Origin of the sequence: Vibrio sp. GLN_1, assembly GCF_043106015.1 — a bacterium.
Lineage (GTDB): Bacteria > Pseudomonadota > Gammaproteobacteria > Enterobacterales > Vibrionaceae > Vibrio > Vibrio parahaemolyticus.
The window spans coordinates 471,679-493,723 of sequence record NZ_JBICMD010000017.1 but is presented as its reverse complement, the minus strand read 5'-3'; the positions used below and the strand labels follow the sequence as shown (position 1 = coordinate 493,723).

21 protein-coding genes are annotated in these 22,045 nt (G+C 48.0%); 14 read left to right on the top strand and 7 right to left on the bottom strand.

Going from position 1 to position 22,045, the window contains the following annotated elements:
- The first annotated feature begins 4 nt into the window (after positions 1-4).
- Positions 5-616, top strand: a complete 612-nt coding sequence (locus ACF8OV_RS10655; RefSeq protein ID WP_005394384.1) for a bifunctional 4-hydroxy-2-oxoglutarate aldolase/2-dehydro-3-deoxy-phosphogluconate aldolase — start codon at positions 5-7, stop codon at positions 614-616.
- Positions 617-721: 105 nt separating this feature from the next.
- Here ACF8OV_RS10655 and xapA read toward each other — a convergent pair whose 3' ends face one another.
- Complete coding sequence (gene xapA, locus ACF8OV_RS10650; protein WP_015296049.1) at positions 722-1,546, bottom strand: xanthosine phosphorylase; 825 nt, start codon at positions 1,544-1,546, stop codon at positions 722-724.
- A gap of 121 nt (positions 1,547-1,667) precedes the next feature.
- Between xapA and ACF8OV_RS10645 the strand changes: the two genes are divergently transcribed.
- Positions 1,668-2,573 carry a LysR family transcriptional regulator gene (locus ACF8OV_RS10645; RefSeq protein ID WP_005379156.1) on the top strand — a complete coding sequence of 302 codons (906 nt, stop codon included), beginning with the start codon at positions 1,668-1,670 and terminating at the stop codon, positions 2,571-2,573.
- Positions 2,574-2,653: 80 nt separating this feature from the next.
- On the opposite strand, the gene gorA is transcribed toward ACF8OV_RS10645, so the two are convergent.
- Positions 2,654-4,009, bottom strand: coding sequence for a glutathione-disulfide reductase (gorA, locus tag ACF8OV_RS10640; protein ID WP_237301877.1), 1,356 nt, complete (start codon positions 4,007-4,009; stop codon positions 2,654-2,656).
- 259 nt (positions 4,010-4,268) lie between these two features.
- Entirely contained in the window at positions 4,269-5,108 is an 840-nt protein-coding gene (locus ACF8OV_RS10635; RefSeq protein ID WP_005478729.1) for a 23S rRNA (adenine(2030)-N(6))-methyltransferase RlmJ, read from the bottom strand.
- A 399-nt stretch (positions 5,109-5,507) separates the two neighbouring features.
- Here ACF8OV_RS10635 and prlC point away from each other — a divergent pair, with 399 nt between their 5' ends.
- Positions 5,508-7,550, top strand: coding sequence for an oligopeptidase A (prlC, locus tag ACF8OV_RS10630; RefSeq protein WP_317676039.1), 2,043 nt, complete (start codon positions 5,508-5,510; stop codon positions 7,548-7,550).
- Between the two features lie 66 nt (positions 7,551-7,616).
- On the opposite strand, the gene asnC is transcribed toward prlC, so the two are convergent.
- A complete protein-coding gene (gene asnC, locus ACF8OV_RS10625) occupies positions 7,617-8,081 on the bottom strand; it encodes a transcriptional regulator AsnC (RefSeq protein ID WP_005465258.1) in 465 nt (154 codons plus the stop codon).
- 113 nt (positions 8,082-8,194) lie between these two features.
- Between asnC and ACF8OV_RS10620 the strand changes: the two genes are divergently transcribed.
- From ACF8OV_RS10620 to ACF8OV_RS10610, 3 genes are all read left to right on the top strand, one after another.
- Positions 8,195-11,335 (top strand): EAL domain-containing protein, encoded by a 3,141-nt coding sequence (locus ACF8OV_RS10620; RefSeq protein WP_005496646.1) that lies wholly within the window; start codon positions 8,195-8,197, stop codon positions 11,333-11,335.
- A gap of 89 nt (positions 11,336-11,424) precedes the next feature.
- Entirely contained in the window at positions 11,425-12,204 is a 780-nt protein-coding gene (locus ACF8OV_RS10615; RefSeq protein ID WP_258496055.1) for a class I SAM-dependent methyltransferase, read from the top strand.
- A gap of 186 nt (positions 12,205-12,390) precedes the next feature.
- The gene (locus tag ACF8OV_RS10610; protein ID WP_031856031.1) at positions 12,391-12,963 is read left to right on the top strand and encodes a hypothetical protein; all 573 of its coding nucleotides are present in this window, start codon (positions 12,391-12,393) and stop codon (positions 12,961-12,963) included.
- Between the two features lie 70 nt (positions 12,964-13,033).
- Here ACF8OV_RS10610 and ACF8OV_RS10605 read toward each other — a convergent pair whose 3' ends face one another.
- Positions 13,034-13,912, bottom strand: coding sequence for a carboxylate/amino acid/amine transporter (locus tag ACF8OV_RS10605; RefSeq protein WP_005467602.1), 879 nt, complete (start codon positions 13,910-13,912; stop codon positions 13,034-13,036).
- Positions 13,913-13,976: 64 nt separating this feature from the next.
- The gene (gene uspA, locus ACF8OV_RS10600; protein ID WP_005467601.1) at positions 13,977-14,402 is read right to left on the bottom strand and encodes a universal stress protein UspA; all 426 of its coding nucleotides are present in this window, start codon (positions 14,400-14,402) and stop codon (positions 13,977-13,979) included.
- A 227-nt stretch (positions 14,403-14,629) separates the two neighbouring features.
- Here uspA and ftnA point away from each other — a divergent pair, with 227 nt between their 5' ends.
- The 3 genes from ftnA (at position 14,630) to ACF8OV_RS10585 (ending at position 16,922) form a co-directional block, all read left to right on the top strand.
- Complete coding sequence (gene ftnA / locus ACF8OV_RS10595; protein ID WP_005467599.1) at positions 14,630-15,157, top strand: non-heme ferritin; 528 nt, start codon at positions 14,630-14,632, stop codon at positions 15,155-15,157.
- Positions 15,158-15,247: 90 nt separating this feature from the next.
- A complete protein-coding gene (uspB, locus tag ACF8OV_RS10590) occupies positions 15,248-15,571 on the top strand; it encodes a universal stress protein UspB (protein WP_005394407.1) in 324 nt (107 codons plus the stop codon).
- A 157-nt stretch (positions 15,572-15,728) separates the two neighbouring features.
- Positions 15,729-16,922 carry an NAD(P)/FAD-dependent oxidoreductase gene (locus ACF8OV_RS10585; protein WP_005496652.1) on the top strand — a complete coding sequence of 398 codons (1,194 nt, stop codon included), beginning with the start codon at positions 15,729-15,731 and terminating at the stop codon, positions 16,920-16,922.
- An 85-nt stretch (positions 16,923-17,007) separates the two neighbouring features.
- On the opposite strand, the gene ACF8OV_RS10580 is transcribed toward ACF8OV_RS10585, so the two are convergent.
- Positions 17,008-18,351: a sigma-54-dependent Fis family transcriptional regulator gene (locus ACF8OV_RS10580; RefSeq protein WP_258496054.1), complete on the bottom strand. Its 1,344-nt coding sequence runs from the start codon at positions 18,349-18,351 to the stop codon at positions 17,008-17,010.
- 433 nt (positions 18,352-18,784) lie between these two features.
- Between ACF8OV_RS10580 and ACF8OV_RS10575 the strand changes: the two genes are divergently transcribed.
- From ACF8OV_RS10575 to ACF8OV_RS10555, 5 genes are all read left to right on the top strand, one after another.
- Positions 18,785-19,336 (top strand): BON domain-containing protein, encoded by a 552-nt coding sequence (locus tag ACF8OV_RS10575; protein ID WP_025441130.1) that lies wholly within the window; start codon positions 18,785-18,787, stop codon positions 19,334-19,336.
- 45 nt (positions 19,337-19,381) lie between these two features.
- Entirely contained in the window at positions 19,382-19,558 is a 177-nt protein-coding gene (locus ACF8OV_RS10570; RefSeq protein WP_005478615.1) for a DUF1328 family protein, read from the top strand.
- Positions 19,559-19,566: 8 nt separating this feature from the next.
- Entirely contained in the window at positions 19,567-19,764 is a 198-nt protein-coding gene (locus ACF8OV_RS10565; RefSeq protein WP_005466987.1) for a hypothetical protein, read from the top strand.
- A 91-nt stretch (positions 19,765-19,855) separates the two neighbouring features.
- A complete protein-coding gene (locus ACF8OV_RS10560; protein ID WP_258496053.1) occupies positions 19,856-20,287 on the top strand; it encodes a hemerythrin domain-containing protein in 432 nt (143 codons plus the stop codon).
- 34 nt (positions 20,288-20,321) lie between these two features.
- Positions 20,322-21,959 (top strand): diacylglycerol kinase family protein, encoded by a 1,638-nt coding sequence (locus ACF8OV_RS10555; RefSeq protein WP_258496052.1) that lies wholly within the window; start codon positions 20,322-20,324, stop codon positions 21,957-21,959.
- The last annotated feature ends 86 nt before the right edge of the window (positions 21,960-22,045 follow it).

Below are 22,045 nucleotides of genomic sequence, written 5' to 3'. Positions count from 1 at the left end.
CCCCATGACAACACTTGAACAACGATTAAGAGAAATCAAAATCGTCCCAGTTATCGCAATCAACGACGTAGCACACGCTCTGCCACTGGCAAAAGTGTTGGTAGAAAACGGTTTACCATGTGCGGAAGTGACATTCCGCACCGAAGCGGCGGCGGAGTCGATTCGCATCATGCGTGAAGCGTACCCAGAACTGTTGATTGGCGCGGGCACCGTTCTGACCACAGAACAAGTGGATATCGCAATCGAAGCGGGCGTGGACTTTATCGTTAGCCCAGGCTTCAACCCAACCACAGTGAAATACTGTCAGCAACGTGGCGTGACTATCGTACCGGGTGTAAACAACCCAAGCTTGGTTGAGCAAGCGATGGAAATGGGTCTGCGTACGTTGAAGTTCTTCCCTGCTGAGCCATCAGGCGGCGTAAACATGTTGAAAGCACTCACTGCGGTTTACCCAGTTGAATTCATGCCAACAGGTGGCGTAAGCCCATCCAATGTGGAAGATTACCTAGCGCTGAAATCGGTTGTAGCTTGTGGCGGTACTTGGATGGTGCCAACCGCAATGATGGACAACGGCGATTGGGAAGGCATTGCTGAATTGGTTCGTGCAGTTAAGTAAAACGCACAAACGGCTCCGAAATACCCCCGAACGTTAGAAAACGTGACACAAAAAAGGGTCATCAAGTTACTTGATGACCCTTTTGCTTTTTGGAATGAAACGGCTTTAGAAGTGATGCTTCATAAAGCGCTTAATAAAGCGAATGAAATCTGCTTCGGCTAGCTTCGCGCACTTCAATGTTTGGGCGTGAGACAATTCTACATCTCCCAAGCCTTCTGCCATGTTGGTGATCGCACACACTGCCAATACGGGTAAGCCGCAATGCGCCGCAGAAATCACTTCTGGCACGACCGACATGCCCACCACATCACCACCGATGATTTGCATCATGCGGATTTCGGCTGCGGTCTCAAAGTTGGGGCCTGTGTAAGAGACAAACACACCTTCATTCAGGTGAATGCCATTGGCTTTGCCGACTTCAAACGCTTCTGCGCGCAGGTCTTTGTCGTACGCATTGGCGAGGCTGAAGAACCTCGGGCCGTACTCTTCATCATTCGGACCGATCATTGGCGATTCAGGCATGGTATTGATGTGGTCATGAAATACCACCAGAGAACCGACGTCGATGCGTTCAGGGCGAAGTGAGCCGGCCGCGTTGGTGACGAGCAGAAACTCACAGCCCAGCTTTTTAAAGGTGCGCACGGGCGTTGTCATGACCTTCATTGAGCCGTGTTCGTAGTAGTGACCGCGACCTTTCATGCACACTACGTCTACGCCGCCCATGGTACCAAGCACCAACTCACCAGAGTGGCCTTGCACGGTGCTAACCGGAAACCCTTCGAGCTCTTCGTATGGAATGACCACTTTGTCTTGTAGCTCGTCTGCCAATACGCCTAAGCCAGAGCCTAAAATAAACGCTGCTTTAGGTTGGAAGTTTGGTTTGCGTTCGCGAATGGTTTGTAGCGCGCCGATTACTGGATCCTGATTCATGTTAGTCACCTTCTGGTTGTGTGTTGATTCCATTGTGTGACTTTCTGCGCTGGTTATCTTTGCTTTATTCGCTACTATCATCCTTAAAAAGAGGATGATGAAATTCGCTAGGACTCAATGCATGAAGTCAGAACCATTTGAGCGCGTGACGCTGAAGATGCTGCGTTACTTTTACGAGGTCGCACAAACCAAGCATTTCACTAAGGCGGCCGAGAATCTCAATATCACCAATTCGCCGTTGAGCAATCGCATCAAAGAGTTGGAAGAGGTGCTTAACGTCAAACTGTTTGAGCGTGATTCAAGAAACGTCATGCTGACGGAGGCCGGGCGATTGTTGGAGTCCAAATGCCAACTGATTTTTCAGACCTTGGATGTCTCGCTCAATCAAGTGCAGCAAGTGGGGTTGAACCAGAGAAATATCCTGCGAGTTGGTGTGGTAAGTAGCGCATTTTGGGGCGGATTTGATCGTCTGTTACAGCGTTTCCATGCTGAGCATGACACTTATCACGCCGACATTTTTGACCTCAACCCAGAGACGCAAAAGAAGCATCTGAGCGAGAAGAAAATTGATGTGGGCATTGTGCGTTTTGCCGATGCACTCAACATTTATCCGTATCAGTCGGTATCCTTGGGCAAAGATGTGTTTGTGGTGGCGGTGTCGGAGCAACATGAGTTAGCCAGCAAATCTTTGCTGCGGCTCCAAGATTTAAAGACGTGTGAGTTTGCGTTTATGAGTTTGGCGAATTCAGCCTCGGCAAACTTCATCATCAATGCCTGTCTGCAAGAAGGCTTTTCACCCCATATTGGCAAACAAGTGGTGGAGCCAAGCACCTTGATGGCGTATGTGGCAAACAGCAATACCGTGACGTTGGTGCCGTCGACGTTTTCTCAGCATCATTGGCATGGGATTCGTTTTATCAAGCTGAAAGAATCACTGCGTGCAGACTTGTGTCTGATTCATGACGGTAAGCAGGAGAGTGCTATCAAAGCCGAGTTTATTCGCACGTTATTGGAGAATGCGAGTTAAGCATGGGCTAACAAAAAAGGTCACCCTAAGGTGACCTTTTCAAATGATTCGCTGAAATCAGCAATGCGATTAGCGCGCAATTAACGCATCGTTACGAACTCTTCTGAGCCCGTTGGGTGGATAGCCACAACAGAGTCGAAGTCTGCTTTGGTTGCGCCCATCTTCATTGCTACGCCGAAGCCTTGGATCATTTCATCTACCGTGAAACCGATGCCATGTAGACCAACAACCGTTTCTTCTTCACCCGCACATACAAGCTTCATCTTACATGGTTGACGGTGCTTAGTAACGGCGGTGTACATCGCCGTGAAGCCAGATGTGTAGACTTTGATGTTGTCTTTGCCGTACTTCTCTTCCGCTTCTTGCGTTGTAAGACCGATAGTGCCGATTGGTGGGTGGCTAAATACCACAGTTGGTACCAAATCGTAGTCCATCTTCGCGTTTGGTTTGTTGTTGAACAAACGCTCAGAAAGTTGACGACCCGCTTTCACTGCTACTGGTGTTAGCTCGATACCGCCTTCCATGATGTCACCCACACAGTAGATGCCTTTCACGTTGGTTTCTTGGTATTCGTCTACCTTAATGTAGCCTTTTTCGTTCGTTGCAACGCCAGTTGACGCTAGGTTGATTGCGTCTGTTGCTGGGTGACGACCGATTGCCCAAATCAGTTGGTCAACGTTTTGGCTCTCACCGTTTTCTAGGTGCAGAGTTAGGCTGCCATCGGCTTCTTTTACCACTTCTTTTGGTACAGAATGGGGGTGCAGTGTTGGGCCTTCTGCTTCCATTACTTCAACCAACGTATCGATGATCATTGGGTCGAAGCTACGCAGTGGTGACTCTTTACGTACGAACAGGTGCGTTTCTGTACCTAGTGCGTGCAGTACGCCAGCAATTTCAACTGCGATGTAGCCAGCGCCGACAACCGCAACGCGTTTTGGTTGCTCTGCTAGGTCGAAGAAGCCGTTTGAATCGATGCCGTATTCAGCGCCTGGAATGTTTGGAATAGTAGGACGACCACCAACCGCGATCAGGATGTGATCCGCAGTATAATGTTCACCGTTTACTTCTACGGTTTTCTCGTCAACAAACTTAGCAAAGCCTTTAATCACGTTTACTTTGTTGTTGCCAAGAACGCGATCGTAAGATTGGTGAATACGACCAATGTACGCCTGACGGCTCTCAACCAGTTTGCTCCAGTCGAAACCTTTCACGTCGACATCAAAACCGTAATCTTCTGCGTACAGGTTCATTGCTTCTGCGATTTGTGCGCCGTGCCACATCACTTTCTTCGGTACACAACCTACGTTTACACAGGTACCACCGAGATCTTGAGCTTCGATTAGCGCAACTTTCGCGCCGTACATCGCCGCACGGTTTGCAGATGCGATGCCGCCACTGCCGCCACCGATACAGATATAGTCAAAATGAGTCGCCATTACTTTCTCCAAGAGCTTATAAATTTTATCTGGTACATAGATAGATTGGGATGACCTTGCCTGAACTCAATGCCACCGCTATCCCACTATCATAAATCGAATGTAACGAATTCCTAAATGGGAAAAAGTGACATTGCTTATGACAAATAGCGATGAGAGGTATAAAAAGAAGAATAAGCGCGATCAGACTGCGGGTTTGAGAGCATAAAAAAGCGCAACGAGAATGTCGTTGCGCTGAGAGGTTTCGGAGCAGAAGTGCTTACTCTGGCACAATCCAGTCCACTTTCCAGTGGCCGGTGGCTGGTGCGATCGCGTCTTGTAGGAATGGCAGAATTTCTTTCATCTGGCTTTCCAGTTTCCACGGTGGGTTAATCACAATCATGCCGGATGCCGTCATGCCGCGCTCGTTGGTATCGGGTGCGACACCCAATTCGATTTGCAGAATCTTACGAATGCCGAGGCTCTCTAGACCTTCAATCATGTCTTCGATGTCGTGACGGTTTACCACTGGGTACCAAATCGCGTAGATGCCCGTTGCCCAACGTTTGTGGCTTTGGTAAATCGCTTGCACCACATCGCGGTACTCTTTAGCTAGCTCGTATGGCGGGTCAATCAGCACCAAGCCACGACGTTCTTGCGGCGGTAGGCTGCCTTTTAGACGCTTAAAGCCGTCTTCTTTGTAGATGCTGACTTGGCGGTCGCGATGGAATTCTTGCTCCAGCAATGGGTGATCGGCTGGGTGCAGCTCTGTCAGTACCATGCGGTCTTGTGGGCGGATTTGCGCACGCGCCACACGCGGTGAGCCTGGGTAGTAGCGCAGCTTATCGCCGTTGTTGAGTGCTTTGATGGCATCGATGTAGCTTTTGATGTCTTCAGGAATGTTTGGGTTATCCCAAATACGTGCGATGCCTTGTTTGTATTCGCCCGTTTTCTCAGACCATTCGTGAGTCAGATCGTAACGGCCCACACCCGAGTGGGTATCGTGATAAACGAATGGCTTATCTTTTTGTTTCAGCGCATCAAGAATGAGGCTTTGAACGATGTGTTTGACCACGTCGGCATGGTTGCCAGCGTGGAAGCTGTGGCGGTAACTTAACAAATTAAACTCTCGAAACACTCTTTGGCTGAGTGTGGTCTGTGATTTCAGATACAATAAATTTTCGCTGTGTTGAGGGTATTATACCCAACATCCTTGCAGATGCAGAATCTCCGTTTGATTTTGCGCGACTTAAAATGCACTCGCTATTGAAATCTCTTTAAGTCACCCATACTTACTAAACATATTGAACCTAAGTGGGATCGCGGTGCTCCAATAGAGTGCTCTGCCACTTAGGCAGAATAAGACTCAAGGACAGAGCAAGCTCTCGTTGATCATCCGGTCATCGCAGCATAGAGAAAGGGAACGGAGCTCCCCCAATCCATGTTGTCGGCTTACTTGTGCATTGGGTCCGCCTATTTTATGGGCAGTCAAAGAGCCAAAACACAAAAGGAATTATTCATGTCTAATCCACTTCTAACGTTTACGGACCTACCTCCGTTTTCGCAAATCAAACCAGAACACATTAAACCTGCTGTCGAGCAGGCGATTGCAGATTGTCGCGCCAAAGTTGAAGAGGTGCTGAAAGACAACACCAACCCAACTTGGGAAAATGTGATTGCTCCTCTAGAAGAAATTGATGACCGTCTGAGCCGCATTTGGTCGCCAGTTGGTCACATGAACTCTGTGGTGAACAGCGAAGCTCTGCGCGAAGCGTACGAAAGCTGCCTACCAATTTTGTCGGAATACGGCACTTGGGTTGGTCAGCACAAAGGCCTGTATGAAGCGTACAAAACCATCAAAGCGAGCGAAGAATTTGCAACGCTAACGCGTGCCCAGCAGAAAACCATCACCGATGCGCTACGTGACTTCGAATTGTCGGGCATCGGCTTGCCATCAGACGAGCAGCACCGTTACGGCGAGATCAGCAAACGCATGTCTGAACTGAGCTCTAAATTCTCCAACAATGTGCTGGATGCCACCATGGGTTGGACCAAGCACATCACGGATGAGAAAGACCTCGCGGGTATGCCAGAGTCAGCGTTGGCAGCAGCGAAAGCTGCCGCAGAAGCAAAGGAGCTCGATGGCTACCTGATCACGCTGGATATCCCATCTTACCTACCTGTCATGACGTACTGCGACAACCAAGAGTTGCGTAAAGAAGTGTACGAAGCGTACGTGACGCGCGCTTCTGATCGTGGTCCAAACGCAGGCAAATGGGACAACTCAGAAATCATTACTGAGCAGCTAAAACTGCGTCATGAAATCGCACGTATGCTGGGCTTCAACACCTTCAGTGAGAAGTCGTTGGCGACGAAAATGGCAGAAACTCCGGCTCAAGTGCTTGGCTTCCTAAATGACTTAGCGACACGTGCGAAACCGCAGGGTGAACGCGAAATTGAAGAGTTGCGTCAGTTTACTAAGGGCGAATTTGGCGTTGAAGAGCTGAACGTGTGGGATATCGCTTACTACAGCGAGAAGCAAAAACAGCACTTGTTCCAAATCTCGGACGAAGAGCTGCGCCCATACTTCCCAGAATCAAAAGTCGTGAGCGGTCTGTTTGAAGTACTAAACCGCGTGTTTGGCATGACCGTTACTGAGCGCGAAGGCGTAGACACTTGGCACGAATCTGTGCGTTTCTTCGACATCTTTGACGCTGAAGGCACACTACGTGGCAGCTTCTACCTAGATCTCTACGCTCGTGAACACAAACGTGGCGGCGCGTGGATGGATGACTGTCGTGGTCGTCGTATTACGCTATCTGGCGAACTGCAAACGCCGGTTGCGTACCTAACCTGTAACTTCAACCGTCCAGTAGGCGACAAGCCAGCACTGTTTACGCACGATGAAGTTGTGACACTTTTCCATGAATTTGGTCACGGCATCCACCACATGCTGACGCAGGTAGAAACAGGCGCGGTATCAGGCATTAATGGCGTACCTTGGGATGCGGTTGAGCTACCAAGTCAGTTCTTAGAAAACTGGTGTTGGGAAGAAGACGCGCTGGCGTTCATTTCTGGTCACTACGAAACGGGCGAGCCGCTACCAAAAGTGATGCTAGACAAAATGCTCGCGGCGAAAAACTTCCAATCTGCGATGGGTATTTTGCGTCAGCTAGAATTCGGCTTGTTCGACTTCACGCTTCATACTGAATATGACCCAGAAGTGGGTGCACGTGTGCTGGAAACCTTGGCAGAAGTGAAAGAGAAAGTGGCAGTTGTTCCAGCGGTTGAGTGGTCGCGTTTCTCACACAGCTTCGGTCACATCTTCGCTGGTGGTTACAGCGCGGGTTACTACAGCTACCTATGGGCAGAAGTGTTGTCGTCAGACGCATTCTCTCGTTTTGAAGAAGAAGGTATCTTCAACAAAGAGACGGGTCAAAGCTTCCTGAACAACATTCTAGAAATGGGTGGCAGTGAAGAGCCAATGGAGCTGTTTAAGCGCTTCCGTGGTCGTGAACCACAAATCGATGCACTGCTGCGCCATTCGGGTATTGCGGCGTAAATTGAGCAAAAAACACCAAGGCCAACCGTTCGGTTGGCCTTTTTTGTACATTTTTTATAAAAAATTTTACGGATTCACGTTGCGGTTGATCGGGTTTTGCAACGATATCAATGTCTCCGTGGACTGAACCTCATCAATGGCTTGCAGCTTATCAATCAGCACAAATTGCAGTTCTTCAATCGATTTGCACATCAATTTGACGAATATGTTATACGCGCCTGTGGTGTAGTAAGCTTCCACTACCTCATCGAGAGCATTGAGTTTTTCTAACGCGGAGTGGTAGTCACGCGCCGCGTTAAGGTTAATACCAATAAAGCAACACACATCGTAGCCGAGCTTCTTGGTATTTACGATCACCTCCGTACCCTCGATTATGTCAGCCGATTTCATTTTCTCGATACGCACATGAATGGTGGCAGGGCTGACATCGAACTGCTTAGCCATTTCGGCGTAAGGCGTTCTGGCGTCTGCCATAAGTGTTTTTAAGATTGCGCGGTCAAGGTCGTCGAGTTTCGGCAGGCTCGCATTCATACTATTATTTCCGTTGGGTATGAGAGTTACGTCTCTTTTATACTCACAGCGGACACGATTCACAAGGTTTGGCAGGGGTAACTGCGGGTTAACTCCGATGCTATGGAGAGAATGTGCAGCGTTTTCTGATTTTGGTCGCCTTATTCTGGAGTGCATGTGCCTGGAGTGAACTGACACTTGCTCAAGAGCCGAAGGTGCTTGTCGTCCATTCTTATCACCAAGGATTCTTTTGGACGGACTCCATTCAGCGCGGGATCGATCAACAACTCGATGACCGCGAGATGGACATGCGCGTCTTATACTTGGATTCCAAGCGCAACCAGAGCGAGCAGTTTTTTACCCAGCTCGAATCACTCTATCGCACCAAGTTGAGCGATGAGCGTTTTGATGCCATTTTGGTGACGGACAACAATGCATTGGAATTGATGCAACACTTGGCGCCGCTGATCAAAGACACGCCAGTGATTTTCTGTGGCATCAACAATTACCGTCCTTCCTTTCATCAATCACTTAACGCAACCGGCGTGATTGAGAACGTCGATTTAGAAGCGAACTTAGCGCTGATCGAGCGTTTGCATCCAGACAACAAGCAGATTTACATCATCAGTGACCATTCGGTGACTGGTGCGATACTTCGCGACGAGATTGACGATTTTATCCAACAACATGACCGTTATCGCAACAAGATCACTCAACTTGTCCCTGACAATGTTGAAGCATTGAAGAAAAAAATCGCTCAACTCAATAAAGAAAATGTGGTGCTGTTTTGGACTTACTACCGCGACAAAGATGGCGTGGTCGGCAGCGAACGTGACTGGATTCAGATCAACAAGGCCTCCAACGCGCCATTGTTTATGGTACACGACGTAGGTTTGGGTCATGGCGCGGTGGGCGGCGTGATTCAAAGCGGTTATCGCCAAGGTGTTGAAGCGGCTAGATTACTTGAACAGGTGCTCGACCACCCACAAGAACCGTTACCTCCGGTGGTGAATGGCGATTCTGAAATCAAGCTCGATTACCAAGCGGTCGTGCGCTGGGGGTTGGGCGCCGAGCAAGAATCCTCGGCGGTCTTTTTTAATAAGCCGATGGAATTTTCGGAGCGTTTCGCCAAAGAAATTCGCTTGTTTGGCAGTTTGTTCGTGTTGATGCTGGTGGCCATTTTGCTACTGAGCTACTACTTGCAACGCATTCGTCGCAGCGAGACGGCTGCTCGTGAAAGCCAGGCGATTTTAGAGTCCATTTTTGACCAAAGTATGCAGTACATGGGGATTTTGGATAAACATGGTTTGCTTAAATCTGGCAACGATCGTCTGCAATCTTTGCTCTATCATCAGGAATTACGCTTAGATAAGCCACTTTGGTTACATCAAAACTGGAGTGAGCAAGCACGCCACGCGATCGCCGATTATTTTGACGCACCGCAGCAACAAGTTTCGACATTTGAAGCCGAAATCTGGAGCAAAGAGCACGGCTCTATGGTACTCGAAATTTCCTTAAAGCCGTTCTCCCAGCAGGTAGGCAAACAAAAGCAGTATCTGTTTGAGGCGCGTGATATCACCAGCCGTAAGTTGATGGAAGATAAGCTCTATCAGCGTGAGTCGAGCTTGCGTAATTACTACGAGCAGCAGCCCGTGATGATGGTGACGCTCGACAGCCACAACCGCATCCAAGAAGTGAACCGATTCGCGCAGCTGTTATTGGGCTACGAGCCGATTGAGATGCTCGGCCATCGCCTGCGAGAGTTCTATCTTGATGATAAAGCACTGTTCCCACGCCAGGTGTTGTTGCAACCGAGTCATCAAGTTCATGATGTATGGCGACGTGAAATCGAGTATCGCCATGCTGACGGGCACAGTGTTTGGGTACGCGAAAACATTCGACCGCTCAACGATTCCGATCAGTTGCTGATTGTGGGTGAAGACATTTCAGAGACCAAACTTTTGGCTGAGAAGTTAGAGTATCAGGCGCGTTATGACTTATTGACGGGGACATACAACCGCAACCACTTTGAGTTGGAGTTGAAAACTGCGCTGCGTGAAGTGGATAGCCACCGCCGAGTGCATGCGATGTTATACCTCGATCTCGACCAGTTGAAAGTGCTTAATGACACCGTTGGGCACGATGCGGGCGATGCCGCGATTCAATTTTGCGCCAGCATGTTGGAAGAGGTGCTGCCATACAATTCCGTGCTTGCGCGAATGGGCGGCGATGAATTCGCGGTGCTACTGAAAGATTGCGACGAGTATGGCGCAATCAATATTGCGAAGGTGATTATCTCCACATTGGGTGAGCACCTGTTTATCTGGGAAGACACACGCTTATTCATCAGTTGCTCGGTCGGCATTCGTATCATCGACCACACGGCAGAAACGCCGCAAATGGTGCACGCGCAAGCAGATTCGGCGTGCCATGCGGCGAAAGAGCAGGGGCGTAACCGTTACAATCTATTCAGCTTAGATAATGAAGAGTTGCAGCGTCGCCAGATGGAAATGCAGAGCGTCAACTTGGTGCACGAGGCGTTATCCAATCAGCGCTTGGAGCTGTTTGCTCAACGAGTGATGAATTTGCAGTCGCCAGAGTCGCTGATGTATTTTGAGATTTTGGTGCGTATTCGTGACGCGCAGGGTAACTACGTCTCTCCGGCGATTTTCATTCCCGCTTCCGAGCGTTATAACATTGCGCATTGGATTGATAAGCAGGTGATCAACCAAGCGCTTGAATGGTTTGAACAGCGACCAGACGTAGTGGAAAAGTTGGGGCGTTGCTCGATAAACCTTTCTGGTCAATCCATGGGGAATCAGGAATTTATCGATTTTCTCTTCGAACGATTGAAAAACTCGACCATGCCGTGCGAAAAAATCTGTTTAGAAATCACAGAGACGGCGGCCATGGGCAATTTAGATCAAGCCATCGACTTTTTCACCCGAGCCAAATCGCTCGGCTGTATGATTGCGCTGGACGATTTTGGCTCGGGCTTGTCGTCTTTTGGTTACTTGAAGAAACTTCCTGTAGATATCGTGAAAATTGATGGCCTTTTCGTGCGAGATATCGACGTGAATGAAATGGACCGAGTGATGGTTCGCTCCATTAACGATTTGGCGAAGCAGCTTGGCAAAGTTACGGTGGCGGAATTTGTCGAAAACGAACAAGTCATGCAACACTTGATCGACCTTGGTGTGGATTACGGGCAAGGTTATGGCATTGGTCACCCGAAACCGTTGGCAGAATTGGTCGAGAATCTCTCTTCGCTTTAACCTTGGCATCTCGCCGCCAATCTAGCTTTTAGAGGTAACTTGGGTATACACTCAGCGCCAGTTACCTCGATTTTTATTGGAGCCTCCTTTTGCAACTGCAATTGATCTGTGAAGACCCGTCTCAACAATCTCAACTCGACGAACTGGCTGCGCGTTGGCAGCTTTCTCACACTGACGAGAGCGACTTTGCTTTGGTGCTGACTGCGGAGCGTTTAGAGCTGCGTAAAGTCGATGAGCCTAAGCTCGGTGCGATTTTTGTCGATTTGATTGGTGGCGCGGTGGGTCATCGCCGTAAATTCGGTGGCGGTAAAGGGCAAGCGATCGCAAAAGCCGCAGGCTTGAACAAAGGTGCGACCCCAACCGTGTTAGACGGCACGGCAGGCCTTGGTCGTGATGCGTTCGTGCTCGCATCGCTAGGTTGTAAAGTGCAGATGGTCGAGCGTCACCCAGTCGTGGCGGCCTTGTTGGATGATGGCTTGGCTCGCGCGAAACAAGACCCAGAAATCGGCTCGTGGGTATCTGAGCGTATGTCGCTGATCCATGCCTCCAGCCATGACGCGCTGGATCAACTGGCGCAAAACCGCGAGTTTGTGAAACCGGATGTGGTGTATCTCGACCCGATGTACCCGCACCCAGAAAACAAAAAGAAATCCGCGTTAGTGAAAAAAGAGATGCGCGTCTTCCAATCTTTGGTGGGAGCGGATTTGGATGCCGATGGATTGCTCGAACCTGCTCTGGCGTTGGCAACGAAACGCGTGGTGGTTAAGCGCCCGGACTACGCGAATTGGTTGAACGAGCAAAAGCCAAGTATGGCGATTGAAACCAAAAAGAACCGTTTCGACGTCTACGTCAAAGCCTCGATGGCATAACCTCCTGACTCGCAAAAACTTCTCGTCACAGCATTGAACCAAGTGCTGTGACGCTGCCATTCTTTCCTGCACACTATTGATAGTTTTCACTTGCTAATTCGACACTCTGACTGTATATCTAACTAAGAATTATTATTATTTCACTTGTTGTGATGCTGTCGATAATTGGGAAGCTGGAGTAGTCGAATGTCTAAACGCTTATGTAAGATGAACCGCAAACAAATTGCGGCCAACTTGGGTGACATTCACCGTTTGGTCGTCGCACCTAAGTTCGTTTGTCGCTCTTGTGCACGCTCTTCCGCTTCTAAAGACTCATTGTGTAAGCCTGCCGCAATTCCTCCACAAAAATGCCAAGACAAGCCGTTAAACGAGCAACAAGTATGTGGTCTGTTAGCTGAAGCGCTGCCTGCGCAATCCATTTCCGTCACGCCAAAACACAGTGCAGAAAAGGCGGCGATCGTGAAACGTGTGGTCGAGCGAGTGAAAGAGAAGAAACAAGCTGCGAAAGTGGTGACACCAGTGTCGATGGCGGCTCCTGCACTGTTTGATTTGGCCGATAAAAAAGCGCTTAAGAAAGCGAAAAAGGCACTGAAAAAACACTACAAACAGCAGAAAAAGCTGCTAAAAGTGGCAAAAAAGCAGCAGAAGTTGCTCAAGCGTCAACGCAAACTGGAAGCCCGCAATGCGAAGTTGGAAGTGTTGTTACCAACGCCGCCTAATGCGTTGATGGGCGTAAGCTCGCAAGCCAAAGTGCATTAATTGAATTAAAAAAACGCTCTCCAGTTGGAGAGCGTTTTTTATTGCTGGAATATGTGTTGAGAAAGGCGCGCTACTTATTGGCATAGCTCATTTCAACGCGTTTTTTCACCCACGTTTCGTTAATCCATAGCGATAGCATGATGATCGCGCCGCCAATCGCGAGGCGCACGATGTCGACGTCTCGGTTCCAAATTACGATATTCACAATTAAGCCTGCTGGCACTAACGCGTTGTTCATTACCGCTAACGCGCCGGCATTCACTAAGGTTGCCCCTTTGTTCCACGCAAAGTAACCAAAGCCTGATGCAATCAAACCAAGGTAGGTCAAAATGCCCCATTGGGTTGCGGTGGTTGGCAGTTTGTCGAGGTTGCCCATGAGTGCGAAAGCCACGGTTGCTACACAAAGCGCCCCCAAGTAGAAGTAACCAAACACGGTGTGCTGTGGTAAATCGACGGGCTCACTTTCCATGATGTATTTGTAGCCCACCTGACCGATGGCAAAACAGAGGTTTGCCCCTTGCACGACCAAAAAGCCCATTAGGAAGTTTTCGTTAATGCCAGCGAATTTGATCCATGCCGCACCCGCGACTGCGATCAGCGCGGTGACTAAATACCAAGGCGAAAAACGACCTTTCAGGAAGTCGTAAATCAGCGTCACATAAATCGGTGTGAATACAGTGAACAGCAACACTTCTGGAACAGAAAGGAGTAAGAAAGACTGGTAGTAGAAGCAGTACATCAAACCGAGCTGAAAGCCGCCGACGATCATCAGTTTCGCGATCAGAGATTTGCTTACGCCGCGGAATTTAAGGAAAGGAATGAATACAACGCTGGCCAGTGCCACACGCATGAACACGGAGAACCAAGAATCAACCTGACCAGCAAGGTAAACGCCGATCAGGCTGAATGAAAATGCCCAAAGCAGGGTAACTGCGGATAGATAAGCCATAGATGAGAATCTTTATCAACAACAAATGTGCCCGCAGTCTAACCAAGTTTTAACGTCGCGCCAATCAGTCTTTTAGCGGTACGACCAGCATATCGACTGGTGAACAGTTAATCAGTTGACGAGTTGAAGAGAGAATCTTGCTCCAGAAATCTTGGTGATGACCACAAACCACTAAATCGATACTGTAATCTTTGATGGTGTCGCACAACTCGTTACTTAAATCACCACTGCCGACTAAAGTATGAGTGATTGGGTATTGAGCGTACTCCGCAAAGTTTGCCAATTGGGTACGAGACGCTTCCATCGCTTGATGCTGCGCTTCTGCCATGTTGATATCGATAAGCCCGGTGTAGAGCTCTGCGTAATTCACGTCGATGTGAATAAAAGAGACTTTCGCATCCAGAGGTTTAGCCAGTGATACGGCTTTCTTAATCAACACTTTACTGTCGTCTGAAAGGTCGACTGCCACAAGTATGTGTTTGTAACTCATATTGCTATCTCCTTGTAAGGTCGTATACCTAAGCAACCTCGAACTGACCTCAGTGCCAAGGCCCTGACTTCGGCATTTATGAAGTCACTTGGGTATAGTTTCAGATTAGCACTAACCCTTGAGAAATTTTGCCGAAGTGATCTCATATCATTATTGTAGGTACAAAGTCTTGTCTCAGTAATCATGTTATAGTGGTGTAAAACGCATGCACATAAATAGGAGTTAACATGCTGTCTCAAACTATGGTCGAACAATTGAATGAGCAAATTAACCTAGAATTTTTCTCATCCAATCTATACTTACAAATGAGTGCTTGGTGTGAAGACAAAGGTTTTGAAGGTGCGGCTGAATTTTTACGTGCACACGCCGTAGAAGAGATGGAGCACATGCAACGCCTGTTCACGTATGTGAGTGAAACTGGCTCAATGCCTATCCTAGGCGCGATTGAAGCACCAAAACATGATTTCGCAAGCCTAGGTGATGTTTTCCGTGAAACCTACGAACATGAGCAAATGATCACGGAAAAAATCAATAAATTGGCGCATGTTGCATTTACAAGCCAAGACTACTCAACGTTTAACTTCCTACAGTGGTACGTGTCAGAACAGCACGAAGAAGAGAAGTTGTTTAAAGGGATTTTAGATAAGATCGAATTGGTTGGTGAGGACGGCAAAGCATTGTTCTTCATCGACAAAGATCTAGCTCAAATGGCGAAAGAAGGTTCATCTTCAATCATGGGTGCTCCAGCTGCGTAAAGCGTTCTCAACGCAATAAGTAGCGGTTAAAAGACGAAGCATTGATCGTCTTTTTCTCTTGAGCATTGTTGAAGATGTAGGGAGGAAAAGATGATCAGTGGAGACACAATCTTATTTGCGCTAATGGTAGTAACGGGGGTCAATATGATCCGTTATCTCACCGCTCTTCGTTCTCTTATTTACATCATGCGTGAAGCGCACCCATTGTTGTATCAACAAGTGGATGGCAATGGTTTCTTCACCACTCACGGTAACGTCACCAAACAGGTGCGTTTGTTCCACTACATTAAAAGCAAAGAGTATCACCATCACCATGATGAGATATTCACAGGTAAGTGTGAACGGGTGCGTGAGTTGTTTGTGCTATCAACCGCGTTGCTTGGTGTTACCCTACTGGCGGCCTTCATCTTGTAGGTCTTTCCAGCTAAGCCGTACTAGGCGATGCTTGGAATTTAAGCGCTTTTCCCTTTCGACATTTGTCGGTAGAATGGCGCTCTTAGAAAGCAAGGATGTGCAATAAGCACATCCTTTTTTATTGTTTTGGATTTTGGATAGAGCCTAAGAGCGACCGATGAGTAAGAAATTTGATGTTGTTGTAATTGGCGCGGGAGCCGCGGGTTTGATGTGTGCTGCAGAAGCAGGCAAGCGCGGACGCAGTGTGCTTGTGCTGGATCATGCCAAAAAGCCAGGACGTAAAATCCTTATCTCTGGTGGTGGCCGCTGCAACTTCACTAACTACGACGTATCAGCCAGCAACTACCTATGCCAAAACCCACACTTCGTGAAATCGGCGCTGTCGCAATACACCAACTGGGATTTCATCTCCATGGTCAGCAAACACGGCATCGAGTTTGAAGAGCGCGACCACGGCCAATTGTTTTGTGTCGATGCCTTTACCGCCAAAGACATCGTGAAGATGCTGCTGGCCGAGTGTGACATGCCAAACATTCAACAGCGTTACCAATGCGATGTGCACACCATTGAGAAAACCGAAGAAGGCTTTCGTCTGCACGCGGGTACTGAGCCCGTTGAGTGCGAATCTTTGGTGATTGCGACCGGTGGCCTTTCCATGCCAAAGCTGGGCGCGACGCCATTTGGTTACAAAGTGGCTGAGCAGTTTGGTCTGCCAGTAATCCCTACTACGGCGGGACTTGTGCCATTTACGCTGCACAAAGAAGATAAAGAAGATTTCGCTGAACTGTCTGGCATTGCTGTGCCTGCGGAAATTACCGCCGAAGACGGCACCATGTTCAAAGAAGCGCTGTTGTTTACTCACCGCGGCTTATCGGGCCCTTCGGTTTTGCAAATTTCCTCTTTCTGGAAAGCGGGTCAGAAAGTTTCTATCAACTTAGTTCCTAACGAAGACATCGCTCTGCTGCTCGAGCGCAGCCTTGAGAAACATCCAAATCAATCGCTAAAGAACACCCTAGCAAAAGTGCTGCCAAAGCGTTTAGTGGAAGTGCTGATTGAGCGTAAAGAGCTGATGGATAAACCTCTCAAGCAGTTCAACCCGAAAGAGCTTGCTAGCGTGGTGGAGCGTTTAGAAAACTGGTCAATCGCACCTAATGGCACCGAAGGCTACCGCACGGCGGAAGTGACTTTGGGTGGTGTAGATACCGATCACCTGTCTTCTAAAACCATGGAATGTAAAAACATCAAAGGCTTGTACTTCATCGGAGAAGTGATGGATGTGACCGGTTGGTTAGGTGGCTATAACTTCCAATGGTGCTGGTCGAGTGGTTTTGTGGCAGGTCAGTGGGTGTAATCCAGCGCTGCATGCAAAGATAGAAAGAGACGACGAAAAAGAGCACTGAATTGAATTCAGTGCTCTTTTGCTATTTGCGGTGTGTTTACTCGTCTTGATACTTTTCGAGCTTGTTGTACAGCGTTTTAACGCTGATACCCAGCTCCTGAGCCGATTCCGTTTTGTTGCCTTGATTCTCTTCAAGCGTATTGAGAATAGCGGCTTTTTCCAGCTCTTCTAACGATACGCCAGCAGGCACCATATCTTCTAATCGGGTGCCAGTTTCTAGTGGCGGCGTATCGAAAATCAGATGTTCATCTTTAATGGTATCGTCGGCGAGAATGAACGCTCGCTCGATGGTGTGTTTGAGTTCTCGAACGTTGCCAGGCCAATCGTGCATGGCGATTTTTTGGATTGCCGAGTCGAGAATCGTCTTGGTTTTGGATTCGTTAGCGTTGCGGTGCGCAATAAAGTGTTTGGCTAATCCGACGATGTCTCCGCCACGTTCGCGCAATGGTGGAACGGTTAGCGGAAAGTGAGATAGCCTGAAAAATAGGTCTTCACGCAGAAATTGTTCTTCGATCGCGACTTTAGGATCGCGGTTGGTCGCCGCGACGATGCGGGTATTGGCGATGTGGACGGTATTACTGCCCACTGGGCGGTATTCGCCAGTTTCTAGCACACGCAGCAGTTTCACTTGATGCTCGATCGGCATCTCCGTAATTTCATCCAAAAACAGCGTGCCGCCTTCCGCTTGCTTAAATACCCCTTGGTGAGTTTTGTTCGCGCCAGTAAATGCGCCTTTTTCGTGGCCAAACAGTTCGCTATCGACCAGTTCTGGGCTAATGGCACCACAGTTGATGGCAATAAAAGGTTGCTGCTTACGCTCGCTGGCGAGATGGATGGTTTGTGCCACAAGCTCTTTACCCGAGCCACTTTCACCAACAATCAATACGTTGGCTTCGGTTTTTGCGACACGGCGGATCATGCGGTACAGCTGGTGCATCGGAGAAGATGAGCCAACTAGCAGACCAAACTGATCCAAATCGCTGGTGGCGACTTTACGTCCTTGCTCCTGCTTGTGTTGATAATACTGGCTCACTTCGGTCAGCGTATCAGACAGGATGGTGAGATCGACGGGTTTTCTGTAGTGAAAAATGGCACCTAGGTTCATCAGTTTATCGAGGTTCTCGTTAGGCGCGCCTGAACTGATGATGATTAAGTCCATGTCGTAAATGGCTTCGATATCGGAAAGTCGCTGGTAATCAGCGTGAGTGAAATGCGCCACTTCGACAATCGCGACATCCGGTCGAACGTCGACGAAGTGATCAATCCAATCATCGTCCGTTTCTGTGTCATACAAACGGAACTTATGTAATTCCTGACAAGAAGCGATAGCCTCTTTGAGGGCGGGGTCTTGTATTCTTAGAAACAGGCTTGGCAGTGACATAGAAATGTCCTCTTCACTATAACAGAAACAATGTACGTGTATTATTTAAGCTGTACAAGACAAAATATTGTCAAAGTCTGTTTAGAATCTGGTTGGTTATTAATATAGTGAGATCAACAGCAAACTATATATCCACATCGTTTTTCTTTCCTTATTTGTTGTGTGGAATTGTAATCCTTAGAAATTAATCTCTCTTGATGGTTTTTGCGTACAAAAATAAACGAAAGGATGAGGTGTTATTTCTTCTCTATTTATCTTTTCTTCTTCAATGATTAAAAATTACATTTCTTCTGTGTAAATTATTCACGAATGGTTTCTTTCTCATCTTAAATATAACGGCTGTTTTTAAATAAACGCTTTAAAAATAGTTACTTATAAAGTTGGCACATGCTTTGCTCTATTAGAACTGCAACGTCAATATAGGAGAATTACCATGAATAACATCGCAGCTAAAATTGTACTTACTTCAGTTCTTGCAACGTCATCTACCGCAGTATTAGCCAGTGATAAATGGGAAAAAGAATCCATGGACGCTTGGCTAGATGGTAAAGCAGAAACCACCTTACTGCTTAATAGCAACCTGAACTCTTTTGATATCAACACTGATGTTGAAAATCAGGTGGTTACGCTGACAGGTTCGGTCAATAACGATTTGGAAAAGTCGCTGGCAGAAGAGTTGGTTTCAGGCCTTGATGGTGTGAAAAAAGTAAATAACGAGCTAACGGTAGTGAGTGAAAATAAACAAGATGCCGATTCTGATACATTTGCTGCATTAACGGATTCAAAAATTACTACTATTGTGAAAACTCGTTTACTGATGGATACCAGCGTTAGTGGTACAGACATTGATGTCACCACAGAAAATAAAACCGTAACCTTAACCGGTAAAGTGAACTCAGATGCCGAGCACGATCTGGCATTATCGATTGCAAATAATACCAACGATGTAAATAAGGTTGTCGATAAGCTTGAAGTCGTTCAGTAATAACTAATATTGAGCTTTCACTTTAAAAAATAAGGAGACAACACCATGGTTCGTTGGATGTTTATTTTCCTTGCTTTGGCTCTCGTTTCAGCGGTGCTCGGATTTAGTGGTATTGCCGGTGCTGCCGCAGCTGTCGCGCAAGTGATATTTTATCTGTTCCTGTTGTCATTAATTGTATCAATAGTATTTGTGATACTTGGAAAGAAAAACGTAAATAGATAGGAGTTAGCATGCGAGTTACGTCATTTATTTATCGTATCGCCGCAGTATTTGGTTTGGTATTTGCTTTAGCGGCGTGTAGTGATGAAGGGCCAATGGAAAAAGCGGGCAAAAAATTGGATGAGACTGCGGAAGAAGCGCAAAACGCCATTGAAGATGGTTGTGAAAACCTTAAAGAGAATCTGAACGCGGAAGACAAAGATTGTTAAGCGTTCTCCTCATCCATCAACAGCAAAAAAGGGCGGCGTGATAACCGCCCTTTGTTTTACCAACTATTCTTAATCCGATAAGGAGTCAGAGATGAAGAACATATTCGATGTACTAAAAGAAAGTCATGAAAAACAGCGCCTTTTGCTGGATGCACTGATGGAAACATCCGGAGATTCCCCAACTCGTCGAGAGTTTTATCGCGACCTAAAGCACGAGCTTGAGCAACATGCCGCCTCTGAAGAGCGTTACTTTTACGCACCGCTGATTGAGAGCGATAAGACGATCGATATGACACGTCACGGTATTGCCGAGCACCACGCCATCGACAAAGTAATCGCTCAGCTGGATGACACCGCGTGGAGCTCGCCCGCTTGGCTTACGCACATGAAAACACTGCGCCACAAGGTACTGCACCATCTGGAAGAGGAAGAGCAACGCTTTTTCCAAATGGCAGGCAAGGTGATGTCCGATAAACAAAAACAGCAGTTGGCCAATGACTATATCGAAGAGATGGCCGGCTAAGCGTTATCCCATCGCTAAGGATTAAGGAGGTTGAATGTTCATCGTCAAATATTATCTACTTGGCGCGCTGGTTGCGTTGCTCGCTGCTATCTACATACCTCAAATCGTAGTAAGTATACTGCTGCTTTGGGTTTCGCTTTCCTTAGCGTTAGTCAGTGCGGCTTATTTATTTGATTTCCCGTCCATCTTTAGAAAAAGCCAAGACGGAAAAATTGTCTGGTGGATTCGATGGGCATTCATTCCTTTCTTGCTCGGGGCGAAAGCCTACAACGCCTGGGAGAGACGGCGCGATACTGTCCCTCCCATTCAGCAAGTCAGCGACAATCTTTATCTTTCTCGGCGCTTGTTCCCGAGCGATTTGGCGTTTCTCGACTCTAACGACATTTCCTGCATTGTTGATGTTACGGCGGAGTTCGCAGGTTTAGAAAGCGCCATGACTGACAAGCAATTCAACTACCTTTCTATTCCCGTGCTGGATCATAAAGCGCCGACTTTGGAGCGTTTACGTCATGCGATGAATTGGATTGATACCCAAATCGCCTGCGGGCGCTCTGTGGTTGTGCATTGCGCACTTGGGCGTGGCCGTTCGGTGTTTGTGGTGGCGGCTTATTTACTGAGTAAAGACCCATCGCTCTCGGTGGAATCGGTGATGCGGAAAATCAACAGCGTGCGCAGTACTGCAAGGCTCAATAATCTGCAGATCAAAACTCTGCGCGCGATCAGTGAGAAAGGCGTGCTAACACTCGATGAGCCGACCTGGATGGTGGTGAACCCTGTCGCGGGCGGTGGGAAATGGCTGCAATACGAACAACATGTGATTCGTGAGTTGACCAAAAAATATCGTCTCAGCATTCGCCAAACGGACGAAACCACCAGTGCAGAAAGCCTCGCACTGCAAGCTAAACAAAGTGGTGTGAATCAGGTGATTGTCTCTGGTGGCGATGGCACGGTGACTGAAGTGGCGAGCCAATTGGTCGGCACTGACATCAAGCTCGGCATCATACCGTTGGGGACGGCGAATGCGCTGTGCCATGTGCTGTATGGCATCGGCGTGAAGTTAGCACCGGTGGAAAAAGCGTGTGAAGCCATTCTCGCAGGTCATTGCCAACGCATAGATACCGCAGAATGTAATCAGCGTTTGATTCTGTTGGTGCTGGGTATTGGCTTGGAACAGAAGATGATTGAACACGCGCATCGTGAAGAGAAAAATGCTTTTGGGCAACTGGCGTATTTAACGGGCTTTTTTAACGCTGTTATTTCCGAAGAGGTGCAAACTCTGCAAGTAACCCTCGAAGGGCAGGCGGCGAGTGAACAAGGATGGGAGAGTCAGGAGATGGAGGTGCACAGCTTCGTCGTTGCCAACATCGCGCCATTTAGTTCCGTGTTAGCGCAAGGTGGCGGCGCGCCGCAGCCAGATGATGGGAAACTGCACATTACCTACCTTGATAACACTCAGTCGCTGGGTGGACGCCTAGTGGCGTTGTCGGATCTAACATTAACCAGCGTCGGTGCGCAGGATGAGTCGAATCTGTTTCAGTACGCGAGCGCGACAGGGGTAACGATTACTGCGGATAAGCCGATTGACTACGTCATCGACGGTGAGCTCTATTCTGACCGTCGTTTAGAGATCAAGATTCGTCCTCAGTCGCTTAATGTGTTTGTTCCCAGTTAACGCCGATGAAGACGACTGCGAATAGAGTCGAATACAAACTACAAACAACGACGCAAAAAACGTATCACTTGTGATGCGTTTTTTTA

Excerpts from the sequence above, each read along its gene's own strand:
- prlC (WP_317676039.1), top strand. The coding sequence starts at position 5,508 with ATGTCTAATCCACTTCTAACGTTTACGGACCTACCTCCGTTTTCGCAA.
- ACF8OV_RS10555 (WP_258496052.1), top strand. The coding sequence starts at position 20,322 with ATGTTCATCGTCAAATATTATCTACTTGGCGCGCTGGTTGCGTTGCTC.
- ACF8OV_RS10575 (WP_025441130.1), top strand. The coding sequence starts at position 18,785 with ATGAATAACATCGCAGCTAAAATTGTACTTACTTCAGTTCTTGCAACG.
- ftnA (WP_005467599.1), top strand. The coding sequence starts at position 14,630 with ATGCTGTCTCAAACTATGGTCGAACAATTGAATGAGCAAATTAACCTA.
- ACF8OV_RS10570 (WP_005478615.1), top strand. The coding sequence starts at position 19,382 with ATGGTTCGTTGGATGTTTATTTTCCTTGCTTTGGCTCTCGTTTCAGCG.
- gorA (WP_237301877.1), bottom strand. The coding sequence starts at position 4,009 with ATGGCGACTCATTTTGACTATATCTGTATCGGTGGCGGCAGTGGCGGC.
- ACF8OV_RS10585 (WP_005496652.1), top strand. The coding sequence starts at position 15,729 with ATGAGTAAGAAATTTGATGTTGTTGTAATTGGCGCGGGAGCCGCGGGT.
- ACF8OV_RS10580 (WP_258496054.1), bottom strand. The coding sequence starts at position 18,351 with ATGTCACTGCCAAGCCTGTTTCTAAGAATACAAGACCCCGCCCTCAAA.
- ACF8OV_RS10565 (WP_005466987.1), top strand. The coding sequence starts at position 19,567 with ATGCGAGTTACGTCATTTATTTATCGTATCGCCGCAGTATTTGGTTTG.
- ACF8OV_RS10655 (WP_005394384.1), top strand. The coding sequence starts at position 5 with ATGACAACACTTGAACAACGATTAAGAGAAATCAAAATCGTCCCAGTT.
- asnC (WP_005465258.1), bottom strand. The coding sequence starts at position 8,081 with ATGAATGCGAGCCTGCCGAAACTCGACGACCTTGACCGCGCAATCTTA.
- uspB (WP_005394407.1), top strand. The coding sequence starts at position 15,248 with ATGATCAGTGGAGACACAATCTTATTTGCGCTAATGGTAGTAACGGGG.
- ACF8OV_RS10610 (WP_031856031.1), top strand. The coding sequence starts at position 12,391 with ATGTCTAAACGCTTATGTAAGATGAACCGCAAACAAATTGCGGCCAAC.
- ACF8OV_RS10605 (WP_005467602.1), bottom strand. The coding sequence starts at position 13,912 with ATGGCTTATCTATCCGCAGTTACCCTGCTTTGGGCATTTTCATTCAGC.
- ACF8OV_RS10560 (WP_258496053.1), top strand. The coding sequence starts at position 19,856 with ATGAAGAACATATTCGATGTACTAAAAGAAAGTCATGAAAAACAGCGC.
- ACF8OV_RS10645 (WP_005379156.1), top strand. The coding sequence starts at position 1,668 with ATGAAGTCAGAACCATTTGAGCGCGTGACGCTGAAGATGCTGCGTTAC.
- xapA (WP_015296049.1), bottom strand. The coding sequence starts at position 1,546 with ATGAATCAGGATCCAGTAATCGGCGCGCTACAAACCATTCGCGAACGC.
- uspA (WP_005467601.1), bottom strand. The coding sequence starts at position 14,402 with ATGAGTTACAAACACATACTTGTGGCAGTCGACCTTTCAGACGACAGT.